The following is a 21364-nucleotide window of genomic DNA, read 5'->3' as shown; positions in this document are numbered from 1 at the left end:
ATGAGTTTTGCTTGACCGCGAGGTCAGGCGCAAAAATCAAGATCGAACTATAGAGTTTGATCCTGGCTCAGATTGAACGCTGGCGGCATGCCTTACACATGCAAGTCGAACGGCAGCGCGGGAGCAATCCTGGCGGCGAGTGGCGAACGGGTGAGTAATACATCGGAACGTGCCCAATCGTGGGGGATAACGCAGCGAAAGCTGTGCTAATACCGCATACGATCTACGGATGAAAGCAGGGGATCGCAAGACCTTGCGCGAATGGAGCGGCCGATGGCAGATTAGGTAGTTGGTGAGGTAAAGGCTCACCAAGCCTTCGATCTGTAGCTGGTCTGAGAGGACGACCAGCCACACTGGGACTGAGACACGGCCCAGACTCCTACGGGAGGCAGCAGTGGGGAATTTTGGACAATGGGCGCAAGCCTGATCCAGCCATGCCGCGTGCAGGATGAAGGCCTTCGGGTTGTAAACTGCTTTTGTACGGAACGAAACGGCCTTTTCTAATAAAGAGGGCTAATGACGGTACCGTAAGAATAAGCACCGGCTAACTACGTGCCAGCAGCCGCGGTAATACGTAGGGTGCAAGCGTTAATCGGAATTACTGGGCGTAAAGCGTGCGCAGGCGGTTATGTAAGACAGTTGTGAAATCCCCGGGCTCAACCTGGGAACTGCATCTGTGACTGCATAGCTAGAGTACGGTAGAGGGGGATGGAATTCCGCGTGTAGCAGTGAAATGCGTAGATATGCGGAGGAACACCGATGGCGAAGGCAATCCCCTGGACCTGTACTGACGCTCATGCACGAAAGCGTGGGGAGCAAACAGGATTAGATACCCTGGTAGTCCACGCCCTAAACGATGTCAACTGGTTGTTGGGTCTTCACTGACTCAGTAACGAAGCTAACGCGTGAAGTTGACCGCCTGGGGAGTACGGCCGCAAGGTTGAAACTCAAAGGAATTGACGGGGACCCGCACAAGCGGTGGATGATGTGGTTTAATTCGATGCAACGCGAAAAACCTTACCCACCTTTGACATGTACGGAATTCGCCAGAGATGGCTTAGTGCTCGAAAGAGAACCGTAACACAGGTGCTGCATGGCTGTCGTCAGCTCGTGTCGTGAGATGTTGGGTTAAGTCCCGCAACGAGCGCAACCCTTGTCATTAGTTGCTACATTCAGTTGGGCACTCTAATGAGACTGCCGGTGACAAACCGGAGGAAGGTGGGGATGACGTCAAGTCCTCATGGCCCTTATAGGTGGGGCTACACACGTCATACAATGGCTGGTACAAAGGGTTGCCAACCCGCGAGGGGGAGCTAATCCCATAAAACCAGTCGTAGTCCGGATCGCAGTCTGCAACTCGACTGCGTGAAGTCGGAATCGCTAGTAATCGTGGATCAGAATGTCACGGTGAATACGTTCCCGGGTCTTGTACACACCGCCCGTCACACCATGGGAGCGGGTTCTGCCAGAAGTAGTTAGCTTAACCGCAAGGAGGGCGATTACCACGGCAGGGTTCGTGACTGGGGTGAAGTCGTAACAAGGTAGCCGTATCGGAAGGTGCGGCTGGATCACCTCCTTTCTGGAAACAAGCAATTTAATTTAAACGCCCACACTTATCGGTTGTTGGAAGAAGTCGGTTGTCTTCATTTTTTGAAGATGATTGGCGAATGGGTCTGTAGCTCAGCTGGTTAGAGCACCGTCTTGATAAGGCGGGGGTCGTTGGTTCGAGCCCAACTAGACCCACCAAATCTTCCTGTGACGCGTTTGGAACATTGAAGTGTTCACGGGGGATTAGCTCAGCTGGGAGAGCACCTGCTTTGCAAGCAGGGGGTCGTCGGTTCGATCCCGTCATCCTCCACCAATAACGATACTTAATTCAACACCAAAGCGGCTTCGTGTGAAAGCATGAGGCTTCTTTGTTGTTGATCAAGATCTCTTGATCAATCGGCTGTTCTTTAAAAATTCATAGAGTCGAATCAGCGCTGCTGATGGAAACTGCACATTCGTAAAGGTTTAGTGCAGACCGTGCCATCAGCAGCATAGAATTTTTGATTGCGTCAAAAGAAACTTCAATTTCGAGTCAAATCGAATTTTGAATGTAACGGCATAACGCGCCAGGTGAAAGACCTGGTAATTCCTTGAAACGATTTTGGATCTCCGCGAGGAGAGCTCAAAGTTATAGGGTCAAGTGAATAAGAGCACGTGGTGGATGCCTTGGCAATGATAGGCGACGAAGGACGTGATAGCCTGCGATAAGCTTCGGGGAGCTGGCAAATTAGCTTTGATCCGGAGATTTCCGAATGGGGAAACCCACCTGCAAAGGTATCGCATGATGAATACATAGTCATGCGAGGCGAACCGGGTGAACTGAAACATCTCAGTAGCTCGAGGAAAAGACATCAACCGAGATTCCGAAAGTAGTGGCGAGCGAAATCGGAGAAGCCTGTTAGTGATAGCACAAGACATAACGGAACAGCTTGGAAAGGCTGGCCATAGCGGGTGATAGCCCCGTACGTGAAATGACCTGTGTGGTACTGAGCTAACGACAAGTAGGGCGGGACACGAGAAATCCTGTCTGAATATGGGGGGACCATCCTCCAAGGCTAAATACTCATCATTGACCGATAGTGAACTAGTACCGTGAGGGAAAGGCGAAAAGAACCCCGGGAGGGGAGTGAAATAGATCCTGAAACCGCGTGCTTACAAAAAGTAGGAGCCTCGTAAGGGGTGACTGCGTACCTTTTGTATAATGGGTCAGCGACTTACATTCAGTGGCAAGGTTAACCGAATAGGGAAGCCGTAGAGAAATCGAGTCCGAATAGGGCGATCAGTCGCTGGGTGTAGACCCGAAACCAAGTGATCTATCCATGGCCAGGATGAAGGTGCCGTAACAGGTACTGGAGGTCCGAACCGACTAGTGTTGCAAAACTAGCGGATGAGCTGTGGATAGGGGTGAAAGGCTAAACAAACTTGGAAATAGCTGGTTCTCTCCGAAAACTATTTAGGTAGTGCCTCAAGTATTACCATCGGGGGTAGAGCACTGTTTTGGCTAGGGGGTCATGGCGACTTACCAAACCAAGGCAAACTCCGAATACCGATGAGTACAGCTTGGGAGACAGAGCACCGGGTGCTAACGTCCGGACTCAAGAGGGAAACAACCCAGACCGCCAGCTAAGGTCCCTAAAATTGGCTAAGTGGGAAACGAAGTGGGAAGGCTAAAACAGTCAGGATGTTGGCTTAGAAGCAGCCATCATTTAAAGAAAGCGTAATAGCTCACTGATCGAGTCGTCCTGCGCGGAAGATGTAACGGGGCTAAGCCAGTTACCGAAGCTGCGGATTTGCAATTTATTGCAAGTGGTAGGAGAGCGTTCTGTAAGCCTGTGAAGGTGCGTTGTAAAGCGTGCTGGAGGTATCAGAAGTGCGAATGCTGACATGAGTAGCGTTAAAGGGGGTGAAAAGCCCCCTCGCCGTAAGCGCAAGGTTTTCTACGCAACGTTCATCGGCGTAGAGTGAGTCGGCCCCTAAGGCGAGGCAGAGATGCGTAGCTGATGGGAAACAGGTCAATATTCCTGTACCGATTGTTAGTGCGATGTGGGGACGGATCTTAATAGGTCATCCAGTTATTGGATTATTCTGGTTTAGTTGGATGTAGGCGTGCATTAGGCAAATCCGGTGCACATATACCGAGGCCAACGATCGAGCGGACTTGTCCGTGAAGTGACTGAACGAGGTTCCAGGAAAAGCCACTAAGCTTCAGCTAACAACGACCGTACCGCAAACCGACACTGGTGCGCGAGATGAGTATTCTAAGGCGCTTGAGAGAACTCAGGAGAAGGAACTCGGCAAATTGACACCGTAACTTCGGAAGAAGGTGTGCCCTATTAGTGTGTAGTGAACAACGAAGCATGAATGGGTTGCAAAAAATCGGTGGCTGCGACTGTTTATTAAAAACACAGCACTCTGCAAACACGAAAGTGGACGTATAGGGTGTGACGCCTGCCCGGTGCTGGAAGATTAAATGATGGGGTGCAAGCTCTTGATTGAAGTCCCAGTAAACGGCGGCCGTAACTATAACGGTCCTAAGGTAGCGAAATTCCTTGTCGGGTAAGTTCCGACCTGCACGAATGGCGTAACGATGGCCACACTGTCTCCTCCTGAGACTCAGCGAAGTTGAAATGTTTGTGATGATGCAATCTCCCCGCGGAAAGACGGAAAGACCCCATGAACCTTTACTGTAGCTTTGTATTGGACTTTGAACAGATCTGTGTAGGATAGGTGGGAGGCTTTGAAGCAGGGTCGCTAGATCTTGTGGAGCCAACGTTGAAATACCACCCTGGTGTGTTTGAGGTTCTAACCTAGGTCCATTATCTGGATCGGGGACAGTGCATGGTAGGCAGTTTGACTGGGGCGGTCTCCTCCCAAAGCGTAACGGAGGAGTTCGAAGGTACGCTAGTTACGGTCGGACATCGTGACGATAGTGCAATGGCATAAGCGTGCTTAACTGCGAGACTGACAAGTCGAGCAGATGCGAAAGCAGGACATAGTGATCCGGTGGTTCTGTATGGAAGGGCCATCGCTCAACGGATAAAAGGTACTCTGGGGATAACAGGCTGATACCGCCCAAGAGTTCATATCGACGGCGGTGTTTGGCACCTCGATGTCGGCTCATCTCATCCTGGGGCTGTAGCCGGTCCCAAGGGTATGGCTGTTCGCCATTTAAAGAGGTACGTGAGCTGGGTTTAAAACGTCGTGAGACAGTTTGGTCCCTATCTTCCGTGGGCGCTGCAGATTTGAGGAAGCCTGCTCCTAGTACGAGAGGACCGGAGTGGACACACCTCTGGTGTATCGGTTGTCACGCCAGTGGCATTGCCGAGTAGCTAAGTGTGGAAGAGATAACCGCTGAAAGCATCTAAGCGGGAAACTCGTTTCAAGATGAGATCTGCCGGGGCCTTGAGCCCCCTGAAGAGTCGTTCAAGACCAGGACGTTGATAGGTCAGGTGTGGAAGCGCAGTAATGCGTTAAGCTAACTGATACTAATTGCTCGTGCGGCTTGACCCTATAACTTTGATCAATCCGATCAAGGTGTTATGCCAAGTTGACGCATTCAAAATAATTCGCCACAAGCTGATTCCAAACTCTATGAATTCGTTCTCTTGATCATGTGATCAACAGAACAACCCTTTATGCCTGATGACCATAGCGAGTTGGTCCCACTCCTTCCCATCCCGAACAGGACAGTGAAACGACTCAGCGCCGATGATAGTGCGGGTTCCCGTGTGAAAGTAGGTCATCGTCAGGCTCTTACAGCCCAAAAAACCCCAGTCAGTGATCTGACTGGGGTTTTTTGCTTTTTAGGGGCTGGAAGACGAATAAAGAGCGTGCTAGATATTGCGGACGCCAAATGTGCTCATCTCTGCCGCGCCGGCCGCAACCAGCTCCGCCAGGATGTCCCCCGCCAATTGATCCAATTCAATCGCGCTGAAAAAGCGTGATCGGATCACGTCGATGTATGCTGCGCCTCGCAGCCACGCCTGCCAATCCGCAAAAGAGATCGACTGCACCTCCAGCAGCTTGAATTTCATCAGTACCTTGATGGCGTGACGTGCATGCTTCACCGGATCGCGCTGCAAACCGTCGAGCCGGCGACGCGCTACGGACAGAGCTTTGCCGACATCGTCGAATACAGCGCCATGCCCTGGAATCACTTGCCGGGGAGCAAGCGTTTCGATCAGATCCAACGTGGCGCCTACATCTTCGAACGACGGCTCACCGGACAGTTCGGGGAAAGCGATACCAAATCCGTTCTCCCACAGGGCATCCGCCGAAATCAGTGTCCGTGACGCTGCGTCGAACAGAATGATCGAATGGGGATCGTGGCCAGGCGCCGCATGCACTTGCCACGACCGATCGCCGAGCATGCGTTCCGTCCCGGGCCGCAGCAGCCCCGTAAAACGGAACCTGCGGCACGTCTGCCCCGTCGCCAAGAAACTCAGGCCCCTTTGATCCCAGCGTTCCACCAAGCCAGCTTCGCCGGGCGGGATTTCCGTACGAGCCAACGGATGGCGTTCTTGCAATGCGGCATTCCCACCGCAATGGTCGCTGTGGAGATGCGTATTCAGGATGAGATCGAGTGGCCGTTCCCCCAGCACCGACTCGACCAGCGCCAGCGTCTGTTCAGCATGCGTTGCATACCCCGTGTCGACCACCGCGGTTTCTTCGCTGCCGATGAACAGAACATTGTTCGAAGACAGCCAACCCCGCTCGAATACCACGACATTCGCTGGCAGCCCGGCACTCGCCGACGAATGGCTCATTCAGGCGCCCGCACTGGTGCGCAGTTCGCGGCGCAAGATCTTTCCCACGTTGGTCTTCGGCAGCGATTCCCTGAACTCGATGTGCTTCGGCCGCTTGTAGCCCGTGAGCTGCGAGTGGCAGTACTGCAGCACTGCGTCTTCAGTCAGCGCCGGGTCCCTGCGGACGACGAAGACCTTGATGGCCTCGCCCTGCTTCTCGTCCGGTACGCCCACCACCGCGCATTCCACGACCCCTGGGCACAGGGAAATCACGTTCTCGAGTTCGTTGGGGAACACGTTGAAGCCGCTCACCAGAATCATGTCCTTCTTGCGGTCGACGATGCGGCTGTAGCCGTCTTCCTGCATCACCGCAATATCGCCGGTGCGCATGAAGCCATCGGCGGTGAAGGCCGCCGCCGTCTCGGCGGGCTGGTTGTAGTAGCCCGCCATCACGTTCGGTCCCTTGATGCAAAGCTCACCCGGCTGGCCTGCCGGCAGCGAATTGCCGTCATCGTCCTTGATTGCGATCTCGATGCTTGGCAAAGGCAAGCCGATCGTCCCGGTGAACTCGGTATTCGACACCGGGTTGTTGGTCCCGATGGCGCAGGTTTCGCTCATCCCCCAGCCTTCGATCATCGGGCAGCCCGTGGCCTCGAACCACTTGCGCGCGGTACCTTCCGATGCCGCCATGCCTCCCGCCTGCGACACGAACAGCGTGGAGAAATCGATCGACTTGAACTCCGGGTGTATCAGCAGTGCATTGAACAGCGTGTTCACTGCCGGCAGCATGTGGAATGGCCGCTTCTTCAGTACCGCGATGAACTTGTTGAAGTCGCGCGGGTTCGGGATCAGCGTCATGTGCGAGCCCTGGCGGATCACCAGCAAGCACAGCGTCAGCGCAAAGATGTGATACAGCGGCAGCGCCGCGATGCTGTTGACCTTCGCCAGATCGCCCGCGCGCGACAGCGCAGGTGTGAACCAGGCCTCCGCCTGCAGAGTGGCCGCAACGATGTTGCGATGGGTCAGCACCGCGCCCTTCGACAGGCCGGTCGTCCCGCCCGTGTACTGCAGGAACGCGATCGAATCGAGCGTGCTCCGGTCGGGCCCCAGCATGCGGCCTCGGCCCTCCGAGATCGCCTGAGTGAACGGCGTGACCGTGCGTCCATCGCTCAGCGGCAGCTTGTACGCCGGCACGATCTTCGCCAGATGACGCACTGCCATCGTGATCCATGCGCCATACAGCCCGCCCAGCAGATCGCCCATCGCCGTCACGACCACATGCTTCACGGGCGTGCGCTCGATCACCTTCTCGAGCGTTGCCGCGAAGTTCTCGAGGATGACGATCGCCGTCGCGCCAGAGTCCTTCAGCTGGTGTTCCAGCTCCCGCGCGGTGTACAGCGGATTGACGTTGACGCACGTATAGCCCGCGCGCAGCACGCCGCACATGGTGACCGCAAACTGCGGAATATTGGGCAGCATGATGGCCACGCGCGCACCCGGCTCCAGTCCGAGCGATTGCAGCCAGGCGCCCAGCGCCTTCGACAGCGTGTCGAGTTCGCCATAGGACATCCAGCGCTCCATGCAGACCGAGAACGGCCTGTCGGCGTAGCGGCCAAAGGCCTCGTCGAACATGTGAGGCAAGGAACGGTACTGCTCGGGATGAATCTCGTGCGGTACGCCGGCCGGATAGTTCTGTCGCGCGGATGTCTGCATGCAAGCTCCTTTGGCGCGGATTGTGGGAGGCAGTGCGCCTTCGCCGCCAGCGGGCTTGTCCTAGGGAGCGGGCGTGCGCTGTCGCGCGCGCGATAGCTGCGCGGCGCAGCCCTCAGAAATTCAGGCCTTGCCCGATTCGCCCGGCAGCAGCACCCCGGCCTCGATGTCGGTCGCAACCTCCAGCGATTCGTACAGCGCCGTGAAGTCGGGCGCCGTAAGGTCGAACAGATGCGCAAAGCTGTCGATCACGAAGTAGTTGGCCTGGTAGGTGTCGATCTTGTAGCGCGTGCGCATGGTGCGCAGCAGGTCCAGCGGCAGCCGGTGCGGCCCATCGCTGAGCACCGCGTGCTTCAGTTCGCCCACCGAGCTCAGAATGCCGGCGCCGTAAGCGCGCAGGCCGTCCGGCTGGCGGATCAGCCCGAACTCCACCGTGTACCAATAAAGCCGCGCGAGCTTCTCGCCGGCGCCCAGTTCGTGCGCCTTGATGCCGCCCGCGCCGTAGCGCTGCACGTAGTCGGCGAAGGTCGGGTCGAACAGCATCGGCACGTGGCCGAACAGGTCATGGAACACGTCGGGCTCGACGATGTAGTCGAACTCCTCTGGCTTGCGGATCCAGTCGGTCACCGGGAACTTGCGGTTCGCCAGCAGCGTGAAGAACGGCAGCTCCGGAATCAGCCCCGGCACCGCGACGATCTCCCAACCGGTCGCGCGATGCAGCCGCTCGTTGAGCTCCTCGAAGCGCGGAATGCGGTCCTTCACGCCGAGCGATGGCAGCGACTTGATGAAGGCGTCGCAGGCCAGCCCCGGCAACTGCGCGGCCTGGCGCTCGTAGAGCCGGCGATAGGTGTCGTGGTCGGCCGGCGTGTAGCTGGCCCAGTCCTGCGGGCAGGTGTAGTCGGCCATCACCTTGCCGCCGCGCGAATAGTCGCCCCGGGGCGGACGATCGGAAGCGCCGTAGACGGCGGGGGTGACAACGGCGGCGGCAGGAGTGTCCATGAGAAACGATTCTTGAGAGTTACTTGAGCCAGCGGTCCATCGTGCGCTGGAAGTCGCCGCCGGCCTGCTGCAGATGCAGCCACTGGTCGACGTATGACTTGAAGGCAACGTCGTCGCGCGGGAGCATCCAGGCCATTTCGCCGTACTGCAGCGGTTTGTCGGGATTGACCGCGCACAGGCCCGGCTTGAGCTTCTGCTGCGTGATGGCCTCGGCCGCTTCGGTCACGAACACGTCCGCGCGGTTGGCGAGGATCTCGTCGAAGATCGTCACGTTCTCGCCGTGCAGCGTGAGCTTGGCCTGCTTGAAATTGGCCCGGGCGAAGCGCTCGTTGCTGCCGCCCGGGTTGAAGATGACGCGCACCGAAGGCTTGTCGATGGCGGCCACGCTCTGGTACTTGGCCACGTCGGCGCAGCGCGCGATGGGCGTCTTGCCGTTGACCATGTAGGGCGTGCTGAAGAAGGCCCGCTTCTGCCGGTCGGTGGTGACCGACACGCCGCCCACGGCGATGTCGCACTTGCCGGCGTTCAGGTCGGGCAGCAGGTTGGCCCAGGTGGTCTTGACCCACTCGGGCTTCGCGCCGAGGCTGGCGCTGAAGCCCGTCATCAGGTCGACGTCGATGCCCTCGAAGGCGCCCTCAGCCTTCTGGAAGCTGAAGGGCTTGTAGTCGCCCGGCGTGCAGATGCGCAGCACCGCCGCCTTCTGCACGGCATCGAGGTGCGAGCCGGCCGCCGGCGTGCTCGCCGGCGCCATGGCGCAACCCGAGAGAACGGCGGCTGCCGCCGCGATGAAGGTCAAACCGATCGAAGACATGCAACTGCGCATACCGGGCTCCTGGGCAATAAGAAAGAAGCCCTTATTTTGCGGCGCTCAGCACGCCGCGGCGCATCTGGTCGAGCTCGATGCTCTCGAACAGCGCCTTGAAGTTGCCGTTGCCGAAACCGTCGTCGCCCTTGCGCTGGATGAACTCGAAGAAGATCGGGCCCAGCTGGTTCTCGCTGAAAATCTGCAGCAGCAGCGCGTCCTTCTTGCCGTCGATCAGGATCTTGCGCTTCTTCAGTTCGGCCACGCTTTCGCCGTGCCCGGGAATACGCTTGTCGATCAGCTCGTAGTACGTGTCGATGGTGTCCAGCAGCGTCACGCCGTTGGCGCGCAGCGCGTCGACGCTTTCGTACAGGTTGTCCGAGCCCATGGCGATGTGCTGGATGCCCTCGCCCTTGTACATGTCCAGGTACTCCTGGATCTGGCCGGCCTGTTCCTTGCCTTCTTCGTTGATCGGGATGCGGATCTTGCCGCAGGGGCTGGTCATGGCCTTGCTCTTCACACCCGTCACCTGGCCTTCGATGTCGAAGTACTTCACCTCGCGGAAGTTGAAGAGCTTCTCGTAGAAGTTGGCCCATACGTCCATGCGGCCGCGGTACACGTTGTGCGTCAGGTGGTCGATGTAGGTCAGGCCGTTGCCCTTGCGCGCCAGCGCGTCTTGCGACGACACGCCCGGCAGCGCCTCGAAGTCCACGTCGTAGAAGCCGATGTTGCCGATGTCGCCGGGCTTCGCCCCATTCTTGCCGGGCCAGCGGTCCACCAGGTAGATCAGGCTGTCGCCGATGCCCTTGATGGCTGGGATGTTCAGCTCTCCGGGGCCGGCCTTGTCGGCGAAGCCCCATGCGCCGAGTGATGTGGCGCGCTCGTAGGCTTGCTTGGCGTCCTGCACGCGGAAGGCGATGGCGCAGACGCTCGGGCCATGTTCGCGCGCGAACTTCTGCGCGAAGGAATCGGGCTCCGCGTTCAGAATGAAGTTGATGGTGCCCTGGCGGTACAGCAGCACGTTCTTGTGGCGGTGCTTCGCCACCGCCTTGAAGCCCATGCGCTCGAACACCTTGCCCATGGCGGCCGGATCGGGTGCCGCGTACTCGATGAATTCGAAGCCGTCGGTGCCCATGGGGTTCTCCCAGGGCGTGAAGGCGGGTGCGTCGGCATGGCTCATGTGCGGTCTCCGGTAGGTGGGGCTGGATGAATAAGGCGCGAAATCGGCCGGTCATGCAATGTAGGGCGGATGCCTCTCAGGTTTTCTGCGTTTCCGGGCGCTCGGGATGGCCATTGCGCAATAAAACTGCAAGAATGGCGATATGGAAGCACTGGACAAGATCGATAGGCTGATTTTGCGCACGCTGCAAGCAGATGGGCGTGCCACCTACGACCAGATCGCGGAGCAGGTCAGCCTGTCGCCCAGCGCCGTGCTGCGGCGGGTCAAGCGGCTCGAAGAGCACAAGGTGATCGACCGCTACGTCGCGCTGGTCCAGCCCGAAGCCATCGGCCTGGGGCTGACCGCTTATCTCAATGTGCGACTCGAAAAGCACACCGAGAGCCACAAGCGCAACCCGATGGACCTGTTCCGCGCAAGCGTGCAGACATGGCCCGAGGTGGTCGAATGCGCGGCTCTCACCGGCGACATGGACTACCTGTTGCGGGTGGTCGTGGCCGACATGGCCCACTACAGCCGCTTCATCATGGACACACTGCTGAAGCATCCGAGCGTGGAGGACTGCAAGACCAGCTTCGTGCTCGACCGTGTCAAGGCCACCACAGCTGTGCCGGTTTAGCCACATTGCGGTTGCGCCAGCGCCACGCAGCTTGGTACTAGGACACAAATGTGTCCCGTGATTGACCCTGTGGACTTGTTGTTTAAGGGAAAACCCTTACATTCGAGCCATGCTTACCGCCAAGACCCTTCTCAAAGCGTCTCTCGGCCTCGGCTCTTTCCTGAAAGCGCCGATGGTTGAGGCGCAACCACGCGCAGTCAGCGCGCCTCAACCCGTCATGGTGCCGATCCGCTCGATCGGCCCGCGCGAACGCGAGCGCATCGCTCGCCACCTGCTCGAACTCTCCCCGCACGACCGCTATTTGCGCTTCGGCTATGCGGCGGGCGACGAGCAGGTCCAGAGCTACGTCGACGGTCTCGACTTCGAGCGCGATGAACTCTTCGGCATCTACAACCGCCGCCTCGACCTGATCGCGATGGCGCACCTGGCCTTCGCGCCCGGCGACCAGCACAGCGACTGCGCCGAATTCGGCGTGTCGGTCTCGGCGCATGCTCGCGGCCGGGGCTACGGCGCCCGCCTGTTCGAGCGCGCCGTGGTCGTGGCCCGCAACGAAGGCGTGGGCATGCTCTTCATCCATGCGCTCAGCGAAAACGCCGCCATGCTGAAAATCGCCCGCAACGCCGGCGCGACGGTGGTGCGCAGCGGCTCGGAGGCCGAGGCCCACCTCGAACTGCCCAGCGCCACCTTCGACAGCCGCATGAGCGAGATCGCCCTGGAGCACTACGCCGCGGTCGACTTCGCGCTCAAGAGCCGTGCCAAGCAGTTCTGGGCCTTCCTGGCGAGCGTGCAGGAAGTGCGCAGCGGCATGCGTGATGCCCGCAAGAAGTCCGCCCCCTGAGGCCTGGCGGCGGGCCCAACGGCTGGCGGGGGCCATGCGGTAGAGCGTGTCACACGCAATCCGGTATCCTTGCCTTTCCTCAACTAAGCCCTCCCGCAGTGGCCGACCCTCACCCTGAACGCGCTCCCGTCGAACGGGAAGACAAGCGCGGCTTTCTCCAGAAGCTCGCCGAATTCATCCACCCCGGTCCCGACTCGCGCGACGAGCTGATCGAAACCCTGGCCGATGCCGAGGACAACGAGGTGATCGGTGCCGAATCGCGCGTGATGCTCGAAGGCGTGCTGCGCATGGCCGACATGACCGCGGGCGACGTGATGGTTGCCGCGCCGCGCATGGACCTGGTGAACATCGACGCACCGTTCGACGCGCTGCTGCACCTCATCATCGACACCGCGCACTCGCGCTTCCCGGTGTACGAGGGCGAAAAAGAAAACATCATCGGCATCCTGCTCGCGAAGGATCTGCTCAAGCTGCAGCGCGCGCCGGGCCTCAACATCCGCGCATTGCTGCGCCCGGCCACCTTTGTGCCCGAGAGCAAGGGCCTGAACGACCTGCTGCGCGAGTTCCGCGGCAACCGCAACCACCTGGCGATCGTGATCGACGAGTTCGGCCGCGTGGCCGGCCTCATCACCATCGAGGACGTGCTCGAGCAGATCGTCGGCGAGATCGAGGACGAGTTCGACATCGCCGAGGACGAAGGCGACATCTTCGGCCTGGCCGACCACACCTACCGCGTCTCGGGCGACACGCCCATCGAGCGCGTGGCCGAGGCCTTCGGCATCGTGTTCGACGAAGAACAGCTGAGCGAAGACTTCGACACCATCGGCGGCCTGATCGCGCACGAGATGGGCCACGTGCCCAAGCGCGGCGAGCACCACGCCATCGGCGGCTTCGACTTCGTGGTGCTGCACACCAAGGGCGGCGCGGTGCGCTGGTTCAAGGTGTCCCCGGCCCGCGGCGGCGACGCGGCCGACTGATGCGCGGCGCGCCGGCTTCTCCTTCCGCCAACCTGTTCCGCCTGCTCGGCTTCGGTGCCACCGGGCTCGCGCAGGCGCTTTCGATGGCCTCGCCCGTGGGCGGCAAGCCGCTGTGGTGGCTGCAGCTGCTGTCGCTCGGTGCGTTCGTGTGGCTGCTCGACGGCCTGCGCGCGCAGGGCGCGGGCTGGCGTCGCGCCGGCCTGCATGGCTGGCTGTTCTCGACCGCCTGGCTCACCGGCAGCTTCTGGTGGCTCTTCATTTCGATGCACACCTATGGCGGGCTGCCGGCGCCGCTCGCGGCCATCGCCGTGCTGGCACTGGCCGCGGCGCTCGGGCTGTACTACGCGGTCGCGGCTGCGTGGTTCGTTGTTCGCGGACCGCAGGGGCGGGTGACAGGCGCGCTCGTCTTCGCGGCGCTGTGGACGCTGGCCGAGCTCGTGCGCGGCAGCTGGTTCACGGGTTTCCCGTGGGGCGCCGGCGGCTATGCGCATGTCGAAGGTCCGCTGGCCGCGCTGGCGCCGTGGGTCGGTGTCTACGGCATCGGTGCCGCAGCGGCGCTGGTCGTTGCGCTGGTCGTGCTGCATCGGCCGCCGCGCGTCGCCGAGCTCGTGCAAGGCCTGGTGCTGATCGCGCTCGTGTTCGCCGCGCCGCAACTGGTTGCGCCGCTGCGCAGTGACGTACAAGGCATCAAGGGCTCGGCCGGCAATCTTCAGCTCGCGCTCCTGCAAGGCAACATCCCGCAGGACGAGAAATTCATTCCCGGCGGCGGCATCGAAACCGCGCTGCGCTGGTACGGCGAGCAATTGCGCGACGCCAAGGCATCGCTCGTCGTGACGCCCGAGACTGCCTTGCCGCTCCTGCCGCAGCAGTTGCCGGCCGGCTATCTCGAAATGATCGAGGCGCGCTACAGCCAGGGCACGCAGGCCGCCATCGTCGGCCTGCCGATGGGAGGGCAGGGCACGTACAGCAATGCAGTGCTCGGCTTCCAGCCTGGCGCCGCGCGGCCCTACGTCTACAGCAAGCACCACCTGGTGCCCTTCGGCGAATTCATTCCCCCGGGCTTCCGCTGGTTCATCCAGATGATGAACATCCCGCTCGGCGACTTCGCACGCGGCGGGCTCGCGCAGGCGCCATTCGTCTGGCAGGGCCAGCGCATCGCACCGAACATCTGCTACGAAGACTTGTTCGGCGACGAGATCGGGGCGAACTTCACGGACGAGGCCACGGCCCCCACCATCCTGCTCAACGTGAGCAACATCGCATGGTTCGGCGACACGGTGGCCATCGACGAACACCTGTCGATCTCGCGCATGCGCGCGCTCGAATTCGCGCGGCCGATGGTGCGCTCCACCAATACCGGTGCGACCGTGGTGATCGATGCCGACGGCCGCGTGACGCACGAACTGCCGCGCCTCACGCGCGGCGTGCTCGAAGCCAGCGTCGAAGGCCGGCGTGGCCTCACGCCGTATGCGCGCTGGGTCGCGCCTTTCGGTCTGTGGCCGCTGTGGATCCTGGCGATGGCCATCGTGGCCGCAGCCTTTGTGCTGCGCCGCCGCCGCCGCGATTGAGCCTCAGGCGCCCCGTGCGCCCTTCACCGGCCAGTCGCGCAGCTTGCCGGGATTCAGCAGCCCCATCGGATCGAAGCGTTTCTTCACCGCGATGACCTCGGGCGGCAGCGGCCCGCCGGCTTTGCCGTCTTCCACGATGTTCACATGCGGGTTGTTGATGTGCACGTTGTGCTCGCGGTGGATGCGCATGATCTCCTGCAGCCGCTCCTCGGTGCTGAAGCGCACCAGCTGCAGTCCGCTGCAGGTCATGAGGCCCGCAACGTTGCGGATGAACTCCAGGTGCATCATCACCTCGCCGCCCAGCAGCTTTTCCATCTCGATCACCTGCTCGACATGCCGGCCCGGCACGAAGCCGCTCTGCAGGTAGGTCAGCGTCGGATCGCTCTTGAGCGCGTGCAGCGTCGTGTGGTTCCAGGTGAACTCCATCAGCGTGCGGTTGCTCTTCTGCACCTCGGCCGCCGTCTTGCGGTAGCTCACCGTGCCGCCGTGCGCCTCGGCCAGTTGCAGCAGCGCGGGCTCGCACGATTCCGCCACCAGCGACAGCACCGTGTGGCAGCCCTTCAGCAGGTGCGCCGCGAGTTGCGCCAGGTGGTCCGAGATGGGCGCGGCGAAGAACGCCACTTCGCGCTTCACGATGCCCGGCGCGTTCGCGAGCTTGTCGGCGAAGTGCAGTGCGCCCTCGAAGCTGTCGAAAGTGACCAGCGTCTCCAGCCATGGATGCGCGGGTGCCAGGGCAATTTCCAGCTCCAGCACCAGTCCGTTGGTGCCCCACAGGTGGTGCATGCGCATTGCCTCGGCGCCGCGCAGCTCGACCACCTGCGGCTCCGCCTCGATGCTCATCGCGCGGATGCCGAGCACGTTGCCCGGTGCGCCCAGCGGCCCGTAGTTGATCGAGCCCACGCCGCCGAAGCCGCCGCCGAAAAGGCCGCCCAGCGTCGCGCTGCGATAGGTCGACGGCACGCAGCGCAGCTCCTGGCCCGTGGGCTTGGCCTGCTTTTCCAACTCGCCCAGGCGAATGCCGGCCTGCGCGCGCGCCACGCCGGGCCGTACCCACAGGCAGCTGTTGTAGCCCGTCATGTCGAGCACCACGCCGCCGGCCAGCGGCGTCGTCTGGCCGTAGTTGCCGGTGCCGCTGCCGCGGATGGTGATCGGCACGCCGCGGCGCGCGCAGGCGCCCACCACGGTGCGGATCTCTTCCTCGGTGCGCGGGCGCACGACCACGTCGGCGCGCTTGTCCTTGAGCTGGCGGTTGAGCACGGGGCTGAACCAGGAAAAGTCTTGCGACAGCCGCGTCACGCGGCTCTCATCGCTGATCCAGTCGAGGTCGGGCAGTTCGAGCAGCAATTGCTCGATAGCGGAAACGGGAGCATTCATGGTCAAGTTCAATCCTGGGAAAGTTCGCTCGCATGCCAGGAGCCCAGCGCCACCTTGGTGAGCCAGGCCATCAGCACGAAGAGCGCGACACCGGTGAGGGAAATGAGCAGCAGCGCGGCGAACATGCGCGGGATGTTCAGCTGGAAGCCCGCCTGCAGGATCTGGTAGGCCAGCCCCGCGCCGGAGCCGCCCGTGCCCGCGACGAACTCCGCCACCACCGCGCCGATCAGCGCGAGGCCGCTGGAGATGCGCAGCCCGCCAAAGAAATACGGCAGCGCGCTCGGAATGCGCAGCCGCACCAGCTGCTGCCAGCGCGTGGCGCGGTTCAGCTTGAAGTAGCTCTGCAGGTCGGGGTCGATGCTGCGCAGGCCGAGCGTGGTGTTGCTGATGATGGGGAACAGCGCCACCAGCGCCGCGCACACCGTCATGGCGGCCACCGGGTTCTTCACCCAGATGATGATCAGCGGCGCGACCGCCACGATGGGCGTCACCTGCAGCAGCACCGCGTACGGAAAGAGCGCGGTCTCGATGCGCTTGCTCTGCACGAACAGGAACGAGACCAGCACGCCCGCCACCGTGGCCAGCAGGAACGACAGCACCGTGATCTTCAGCGTGACCAGCAGCGCATTGCCCAGCGGCGCCCAGTCGGTCACCAGCGTCTGCATCATCAGGTAGGGCGAGGGCACGAGGTAGGGCGGCAGCTCCATCGCCACCACCATCCACTGCCACAGCGCGACCAGCACCACGCCGATCAGCACCGGGTAGAGCACGCGCTGCACGCGCGGCTGGCTCAGCAGAGGTTTGACTGTCTTCTTCATCGCGCGGTCTCCTCATCGGCACTGCTGGCGCGCAGCAGGCTGTCCTGCAGCTGCTTCGCGTAGCGTGCGAATTCGGGCGTCACCATGAAATCGGCGCTGCGCGGATAGGGCTCGTCGATGCGGAGCTCTTCCACCACCCGACCCGGCCGCGCCGCCATCATCACCACGCGGCTCGACAGGAACACCGCCTCGTGGATCGAGTGCGTCACGAAGATCACCGTGAGCTTCTTCTTGCGCCACAGCTCCAGCAGATCGGCATCGAGCTTGTGGCGAGTGATCTCGTCGAGCGCGCCGAAGGGCTCGTCCATCAGCAGCAGGTCGGGCTGCGTGACGAGGCCGCGCGCGATCGACACGCGCATCTGCATACCGCCCGAGAGCGCGCGCGGCAGCGCATCGGCAAACTTTTCGAGCCCCACCAGCGCGAGCGATTCCGTCACCCGCGCATCGGCTTCCTTGCGCGGCACGCCGGCCAGGTCCAGCGGCAGGCGCACGTTGGTCTGCACGCTCGCCCACGGCATCAGCGTGGGCGACTGGAACACGAACGACAGCTTGTGCGGGCAGCTGTGGATCTGCGCCACCGGCTTGCGCCACACCAGCAGCCGGCCGTCGCTGGGTTCGAGCATGCCTGCCACCATCTTCAGCAGCGTGCTCTTGCCGCAGCCCGAGGGGCCGAGCAGCGTGACGAATTCGCCTTCGGCGATGGACAGGTCCACCGGCAGCAGCGCCTGCGTGCCGTTGGGGTAGGTCTTCTCCGCCGAGAGCACTTCCACCGCGGGCACGGCAGGCTCCGCTGGCGGCGCGAGGGTGTTGGGTTCGATGCGATTCATGAAGCGGAAGACTCAGGGCAGAACCTTGGCGTCCTTGACGAACTCGGTCGTGTAGGTCTTGGCGAGTTCGACCTTGGCGGGGTCGAGCAGCTTCGCGCTCACCAGGAAGTCGTAGCTGGCCTTCGCACGCGCATCCGTCATCACGCCGATGCCGAGCTTGGCCGCGTCGCCGCCGGTGACCATGCCCATCTCCTTGAGCTTGGCCACGCTGTAGGCCAGCTGATCGTCGGTCATGTTGGGGTTGTCCTTCTTGATGAGGGCGTTGGCGGGCGCCGGGTCGGCGAGGTAGCTCTTCCAACCCTCGGCCGAGGCCTTCACGAAGGCGGCGACCTGCTTGCTGCGGTCCTTCACCGTCTTTTCCATGCACGACACGGTGGTCGCGTAGGCCGGGAAGCCGTGGTCGCTGAACATCAGCACGGTGCTCTTCACGCCGGCCTTCTGGATGGCGTAGGGCTCCGAGGTCAGGTAGCCCTGCTGCGCGCTGTTCTTGTCGGCCACGAAGGGCTGGATGTTGAAGGTGTAGGGGCGGGTCTGCTCGTCGGTGAAGCCGAACTTGGCCTTCAGCCACGGCCAGTAGCCGCGCTGGGCCTGCGCGCCGATCAGCAGCGTCTTGCCCTTCAGGTCCTCGAACTTCTTGACGTCGTCGTGCGCGATCAGCACCTGCGGGTCCTTCTGGAAGAAGGCCGCCACGTTGACCACCGGCACGCCGCCTTCGCGCACCTGCATCATCTGGATGTCGCTCGAGCCCATGATGCAGTCGGCCTGGCCGGCGGCCATCATCTGCGTGATGTTGACCTGCGGGCCGCCCATCTTGATGGTCACGTCGAGGCCGTACTTCTTGTAGATGCCCAGCGCCTGCGCCTGGTAGAAGCCGCCGTGCTCGGCCTGCGCGTACCAGTTGGTCATGTAGGTGAACTTGTCCTCGGCCTGCGCGGGCGCGGTGGCGAGAAAAGCGATGGCGGTGGCGCCGGCGACGGACAGTGCGAAGGAGCGCATGGTGGGAACCTCTCGAAGGCTGGGGAGTTGAAGAAGCGAGAAAAGCGAAGGGGCAGTTGCAAGAAACAGGCTCAGGCGGGGTCGAAGCTCTGCTGGATGAAGCCCTGCTGGTGCCCACGCTCCCAGGTGGCTTCTTCGCGCACCACCCAACGCAGCGCATGCAGTTCGGTCAGCGCCTGTGCCCAGCTGTCGGAGAGCGTGTCGAGGATCTCTTTGCCCTGTTCGCGCGTGGCGGTGGTGGGGTCGCCGATCACGCCGCTCGGGCCGAAGTCGCGGGAGGTCCAGGCGCAGGCCGGGCGGCCGTCGGCCGACAGCAGCTTGATCGGGAAGGGCGGCGGAAAGTTGGCGACCGCGTGCTCCATGTGCACTGTCTCGGGCGCGAGCGCGAGCATCAGCGCGGTCTCGGAATGGCCGGCGTGCATCGCGAGCTTCTTCTCCTGCTCGCTCACCTGCTTGCTGGCCGCGCTCGGCAGGCGCGACACGCCGTGCGGCACCACCACGAAGTCGCCATGACGCAGGCGCAGTTCGCGCGCTGCCATCTCGAGCACCTGCGGCTGGCCGCCGTGGCCGTTGGCGAACAACAGCTTGCGAAAGCCTGAGCGGTAGACCGACTCGCCGATCTCGATCACGGTCGAAAGCAGCGTGGTGCCGGTCAGCGTCATCGTGCCGGGGAAGTGCAGGTGCTCCTCCGACTTGCCGTAGGTGATGGTCGGCAGCGCGAAGGCTCGCACCTCGGCGGGGAGCTTTTCGAGCGCCTTGCCCATCACGCCCGAGCAGATCACGCTGTCGACCGAGCAGGGCAGGTGCGGCCCGTGCTGCTCGATCGCGCCGCAGGGCAGCACGATGACGGTGTTCTCGCGGTCGGGCAGCGCGGCGATTTCGGTCCAGCTCAGGTAGGGCAGGAAGCGGTGGGGCGGGATGTAGCCGTGGAGCATGGAAGAGTCCTTGTGGAGGGAGTCGTTATTGGGGAACGAAGGGCGCCGGGTCGCCGTGCGTGACGCGGCCTTCCCGCAGCACCACGCGGCCGGCAGTGCGCGAGGGCCAGCCGTGGCGGTCGGCCTGGGTGAAGAGCACGAGGTCGGCTCCCTGGCCCACCAGCGTGGGTTCGGCGTCCGGGGCTTCGCGCCGCAGCCAGTCGCCGCGGCACAGCGCCTGCGACCATTCGTCGAAAGGCTCGTCGAGCTGCGCCACCAGCGCGGCCGTGCCCAGCGCTTCGACGGGGTCGAAGCTGCCGACGCGGCAGAACGGGTCCTGCACGTTGTCGCTGGCGAAGAGCAGCGGAATGCCGCGCTCGCGTGCTTCCTTCACCAGCGTGATGCCGCGCAGGCGCGGCGTGCGGCCGGTGACGGCGTCCTGCAGCAGCAGGTTGGTGGCGGGCAGCGACACCACCGTGATCGGCGCGCGCGCCACCGCATCGAGCGTGGCGAAGGCCTGCGCCTCGGGCTGTGCCGCGAGCGCGCAGATGTGGCCGCAGACCACGCGGCCTTCGTAGCCGATCTCGCGCAGGATGCGGGCCGTGGTCTGCAGGCCGACCGCCGAGGCGTTGAGCTCTTCGTCGACATGCAGGTCGATGTCGAGGTCGCAGGCCTGCGCCGACACCAGCAGGTTGCGCAGCGCGCTCTCGCTCCAGTTGGTGGAGTGCACGAAGCCGCCGAGCAACGCGTGCGGCCCGGTGGCCTTGACCTGCTTCGCGAGCCGCATCGCCTGCGCCGCGTCTTCGAACAGCGGCAGCTTGATGAGGCTCACCTGTTCCAGCCGCAGCTTGTCAGCCCATTCCTGCGCCAACTCGGCCATCACCGGCCAGGCCATCGGCACGGTATCGGGCTCCCACCAGTCGACGTGCGTACGCAGGTGTGTGGTGCCGCATTCCCAAGCCCACTGCAGGCCGCGCGCGGCGCGTTCGCGCACGTCGGCGGGCGTCCAGTGCACACGGTCGCTCAGCATCGCGTCGATGGCACCTAGCAGGCCGGGCTGCACCTGCTTCATGCGCGGCAGGGTGAAGGCCTTGTCGAGGTGCGTGTGGGCGTCGACGAAGCCGGGCAGCGCCAGCGTGCCGGCGAGATTCCAGCCCGTTGCCTGGGCGTCGATCCCCATCGCAGGGCGCACCGACTGCACGCGCCCGGCCTCGATCGCGATGCGCGCCAGCACAGGCACACCGTCGCCTTGCGGCCAGTTCACCGGCAGCAGCCAGCGCGGCAGACGCACGTTGTCGAGCAGGGCGGGAGCGTTCATGCCACCTCGTGCGCGGCGGCGCGCAAATTCAGCACCTCTTGGTGCGGCGCAGCATGGAAGCTGGTTTCGACCGGATGGTCGCAGGCGAAGAGCACGTACATGATGTTTGACCGCTTAATCAGAGCAAGTGGTCA

15 protein-coding genes, 2 tRNA genes and 3 rRNA genes are annotated in these 21364 nt (G+C 62.3%); 9 read left to right on the top strand and 11 right to left on the bottom strand.

The features are described from left to right. Positions 1–44 precede the first annotated feature (44 nt). The 5 genes from ACEN9N_RS21525 (at position 45) to rrf (ending at position 5299) form a co-directional block, all read left to right on the top strand. Positions 45–1579, top strand: a 16S ribosomal RNA gene (locus tag ACEN9N_RS21525). A 90-nt stretch (positions 1580–1669) separates the two neighbouring features. After that, positions 1670–1746, top strand: a tRNA-Ile gene (locus tag ACEN9N_RS21520). A 39-nt stretch (positions 1747–1785) separates the two neighbouring features. Continuing rightward, positions 1786–1861, top strand: a tRNA-Ala gene (locus ACEN9N_RS21515). Between the two features lie 321 nt (positions 1862–2182). Further along, positions 2183–5058 (top strand): 23S ribosomal RNA (locus ACEN9N_RS21510). 128 nt (positions 5059–5186) lie between these two features. Next, positions 5187–5299, top strand: a 5S ribosomal RNA gene (gene rrf / locus ACEN9N_RS21505). Together the 16S, 23S and 5S rRNA genes with 2 tRNA genes alongside form the textbook arrangement of a ribosomal RNA operon. An 82-nt stretch (positions 5300–5381) precedes the next feature. Here the strand turns inward: rrf and ACEN9N_RS21500 are convergent. The 5 genes from ACEN9N_RS21500 to hppD form a co-directional block, all read right to left on the bottom strand. Then, entirely contained in the window at positions 5382–6314 is a 933-nt protein-coding gene (locus ACEN9N_RS21500; protein WP_413315586.1) for an MBL fold metallo-hydrolase, read from the bottom strand. Further along, positions 6315–8006 (bottom strand): AMP-binding protein, encoded by a 1692-nt coding sequence (locus ACEN9N_RS21495; protein ID WP_495654482.1) that lies wholly within the window; start codon positions 8004–8006, stop codon positions 6315–6317. It lies immediately after the preceding gene. Between the two features lie 120 nt (positions 8007–8126). Then, complete coding sequence (gene phhA, locus ACEN9N_RS21490) at positions 8127–9002, bottom strand: phenylalanine 4-monooxygenase (RefSeq protein ID WP_495654481.1); 876 nt, start codon at positions 9000–9002, stop codon at positions 8127–8129. A 19-nt stretch (positions 9003–9021) separates the two neighbouring features. After that, the gene (locus ACEN9N_RS21485; protein WP_495654480.1) at positions 9022–9825 is read right to left on the bottom strand and encodes a transporter substrate-binding domain-containing protein; all 804 of its coding nucleotides are present in this window, start codon (positions 9823–9825) and stop codon (positions 9022–9024) included. Positions 9826–9856: 31 nt separating this feature from the next. Further along, on the bottom strand, positions 9857–10984 hold the full coding sequence (hppD, locus tag ACEN9N_RS21480) for a 4-hydroxyphenylpyruvate dioxygenase (protein WP_413315582.1): 1128 nt from the start codon (positions 10982–10984) through the stop codon (positions 9857–9859). 142 nt (positions 10985–11126) lie between these two features. Between hppD and ACEN9N_RS21475 the strand changes: the two genes are divergently transcribed. The 4 genes from ACEN9N_RS21475 (at position 11127) to lnt (ending at position 14983) form a co-directional block, all read left to right on the top strand. Further along, complete coding sequence (locus ACEN9N_RS21475) at positions 11127–11600, top strand: Lrp/AsnC family transcriptional regulator (RefSeq protein WP_007836115.1); 474 nt, start codon at positions 11127–11129, stop codon at positions 11598–11600. A 109-nt stretch (positions 11601–11709) separates the two neighbouring features. Then, on the top strand, positions 11710–12438 hold the full coding sequence (locus ACEN9N_RS21470) for a GNAT family N-acetyltransferase (protein WP_007836121.1): 729 nt from the start codon (positions 11710–11712) through the stop codon (positions 12436–12438). A gap of 98 nt (positions 12439–12536) precedes the next feature. After that, complete coding sequence (locus ACEN9N_RS21465; protein ID WP_007836122.1) at positions 12537–13415, top strand: CorC family transporter; 879 nt, start codon at positions 12537–12539, stop codon at positions 13413–13415. Continuing rightward, positions 13415–14983, top strand: coding sequence for an apolipoprotein N-acyltransferase (lnt, locus tag ACEN9N_RS21460; RefSeq protein ID WP_495654479.1), 1569 nt, complete (start codon positions 13415–13417; stop codon positions 14981–14983). Before ACEN9N_RS21465 ends, lnt begins: the two co-directional genes overlap by 1 nt. A 3-nt stretch (positions 14984–14986) precedes the next feature. Here lnt and ACEN9N_RS21455 read toward each other — a convergent pair whose 3' ends face one another. The 6 genes from ACEN9N_RS21455 to ACEN9N_RS21430 all read right to left on the bottom strand — a co-directional run bounded on the left by ACEN9N_RS21455 (position 14987) and on the right by ACEN9N_RS21430 (position 21230). Beyond that, complete coding sequence (locus tag ACEN9N_RS21455) at positions 14987–16357, bottom strand: FAD-binding oxidoreductase (protein ID WP_495654478.1); 1371 nt, start codon at positions 16355–16357, stop codon at positions 14987–14989. 8 nt (positions 16358–16365) lie between these two features. Continuing rightward, the gene (locus ACEN9N_RS21450; RefSeq protein ID WP_007836125.1) at positions 16366–17175 is read right to left on the bottom strand and encodes an ABC transporter permease; all 810 of its coding nucleotides are present in this window, start codon (positions 17173–17175) and stop codon (positions 16366–16368) included. Further along, positions 17172–18002 (bottom strand): ABC transporter ATP-binding protein, encoded by an 831-nt coding sequence (locus ACEN9N_RS21445; protein WP_413334952.1) that lies wholly within the window; start codon positions 18000–18002, stop codon positions 17172–17174. Before ACEN9N_RS21445 ends, ACEN9N_RS21450 begins: the two co-directional genes overlap by 4 nt. Before the next feature lie 12 nt (positions 18003–18014). After that, positions 18015–18998: an ABC transporter substrate-binding protein gene (locus ACEN9N_RS21440; protein ID WP_495654477.1), complete on the bottom strand. Its 984-nt coding sequence runs from the start codon at positions 18996–18998 to the stop codon at positions 18015–18017. Between the two features lie 71 nt (positions 18999–19069). Beyond that, complete coding sequence (locus ACEN9N_RS21435) at positions 19070–19933, bottom strand: creatininase family protein (RefSeq protein WP_007836131.1); 864 nt, start codon at positions 19931–19933, stop codon at positions 19070–19072. Positions 19934–19958: 25 nt separating this feature from the next. Continuing rightward, on the bottom strand, positions 19959–21230 hold the full coding sequence (locus tag ACEN9N_RS21430; protein WP_495654476.1) for an amidohydrolase family protein: 1272 nt from the start codon (positions 21228–21230) through the stop codon (positions 19959–19961). Between the last annotated feature and the right edge of the window lie 134 nt (positions 21231–21364).

This window comes from Variovorax sp. Varisp46 (assembly GCF_059491885.1).
The sequence above is the reverse complement of the archived record's forward strand: the minus strand, read 5'-3'. Positions and strand labels throughout refer to the sequence as shown.

What these genes read in the sequence shown, in the direction of transcription:
- ACEN9N_RS21500 (WP_413315586.1), bottom strand. Translation starts at nt 6,314, where the DNA reads ATGAGCCATTCGTCGGCGAGTGCCGGGCTGCCAGCGAATGTCGTGGTA.
- ACEN9N_RS21495 (WP_495654482.1), bottom strand. Translation starts at nt 8,006, where the DNA reads ATGCAGACATCCGCGCGACAGAACTATCCGGCCGGCGTACCGCACGAG.
- phhA (WP_495654481.1), bottom strand. Translation starts at nt 9,002, where the DNA reads ATGGACACTCCTGCCGCCGCCGTTGTCACCCCCGCCGTCTACGGCGCT.
- ACEN9N_RS21485 (WP_495654480.1), bottom strand. Translation starts at nt 9,825, where the DNA reads ATGCGCAGTTGCATGTCTTCGATCGGTTTGACCTTCATCGCGGCGGCA.
- hppD (WP_413315582.1), bottom strand. Translation starts at nt 10,984, where the DNA reads ATGAGCCATGCCGACGCACCCGCCTTCACGCCCTGGGAGAACCCCATG.
- ACEN9N_RS21475 (WP_007836115.1), top strand. Translation starts at nt 11,127, where the DNA reads ATGGAAGCACTGGACAAGATCGATAGGCTGATTTTGCGCACGCTGCAA.
- ACEN9N_RS21470 (WP_007836121.1), top strand. Translation starts at nt 11,710, where the DNA reads ATGCTTACCGCCAAGACCCTTCTCAAAGCGTCTCTCGGCCTCGGCTCT.
- lnt (WP_495654479.1), top strand. Translation starts at nt 13,415, where the DNA reads ATGCGCGGCGCGCCGGCTTCTCCTTCCGCCAACCTGTTCCGCCTGCTC.
- ACEN9N_RS21455 (WP_495654478.1), bottom strand. Translation starts at nt 16,357, where the DNA reads ATGAATGCTCCCGTTTCCGCTATCGAGCAATTGCTGCTCGAACTGCCC.
- ACEN9N_RS21450 (WP_007836125.1), bottom strand. Translation starts at nt 17,175, where the DNA reads ATGAAGAAGACAGTCAAACCTCTGCTGAGCCAGCCGCGCGTGCAGCGC.
- ACEN9N_RS21445 (WP_413334952.1), bottom strand. Translation starts at nt 18,002, where the DNA reads ATGAATCGCATCGAACCCAACACCCTCGCGCCGCCAGCGGAGCCTGCC.
- ACEN9N_RS21440 (WP_495654477.1), bottom strand. Translation starts at nt 18,998, where the DNA reads ATGCGCTCCTTCGCACTGTCCGTCGCCGGCGCCACCGCCATCGCTTTT.
- ACEN9N_RS21435 (WP_007836131.1), bottom strand. Translation starts at nt 19,933, where the DNA reads ATGCTCCACGGCTACATCCCGCCCCACCGCTTCCTGCCCTACCTGAGC.
- ACEN9N_RS21430 (WP_495654476.1), bottom strand. Translation starts at nt 21,230, where the DNA reads ATGAACGCTCCCGCCCTGCTCGACAACGTGCGTCTGCCGCGCTGGCTG.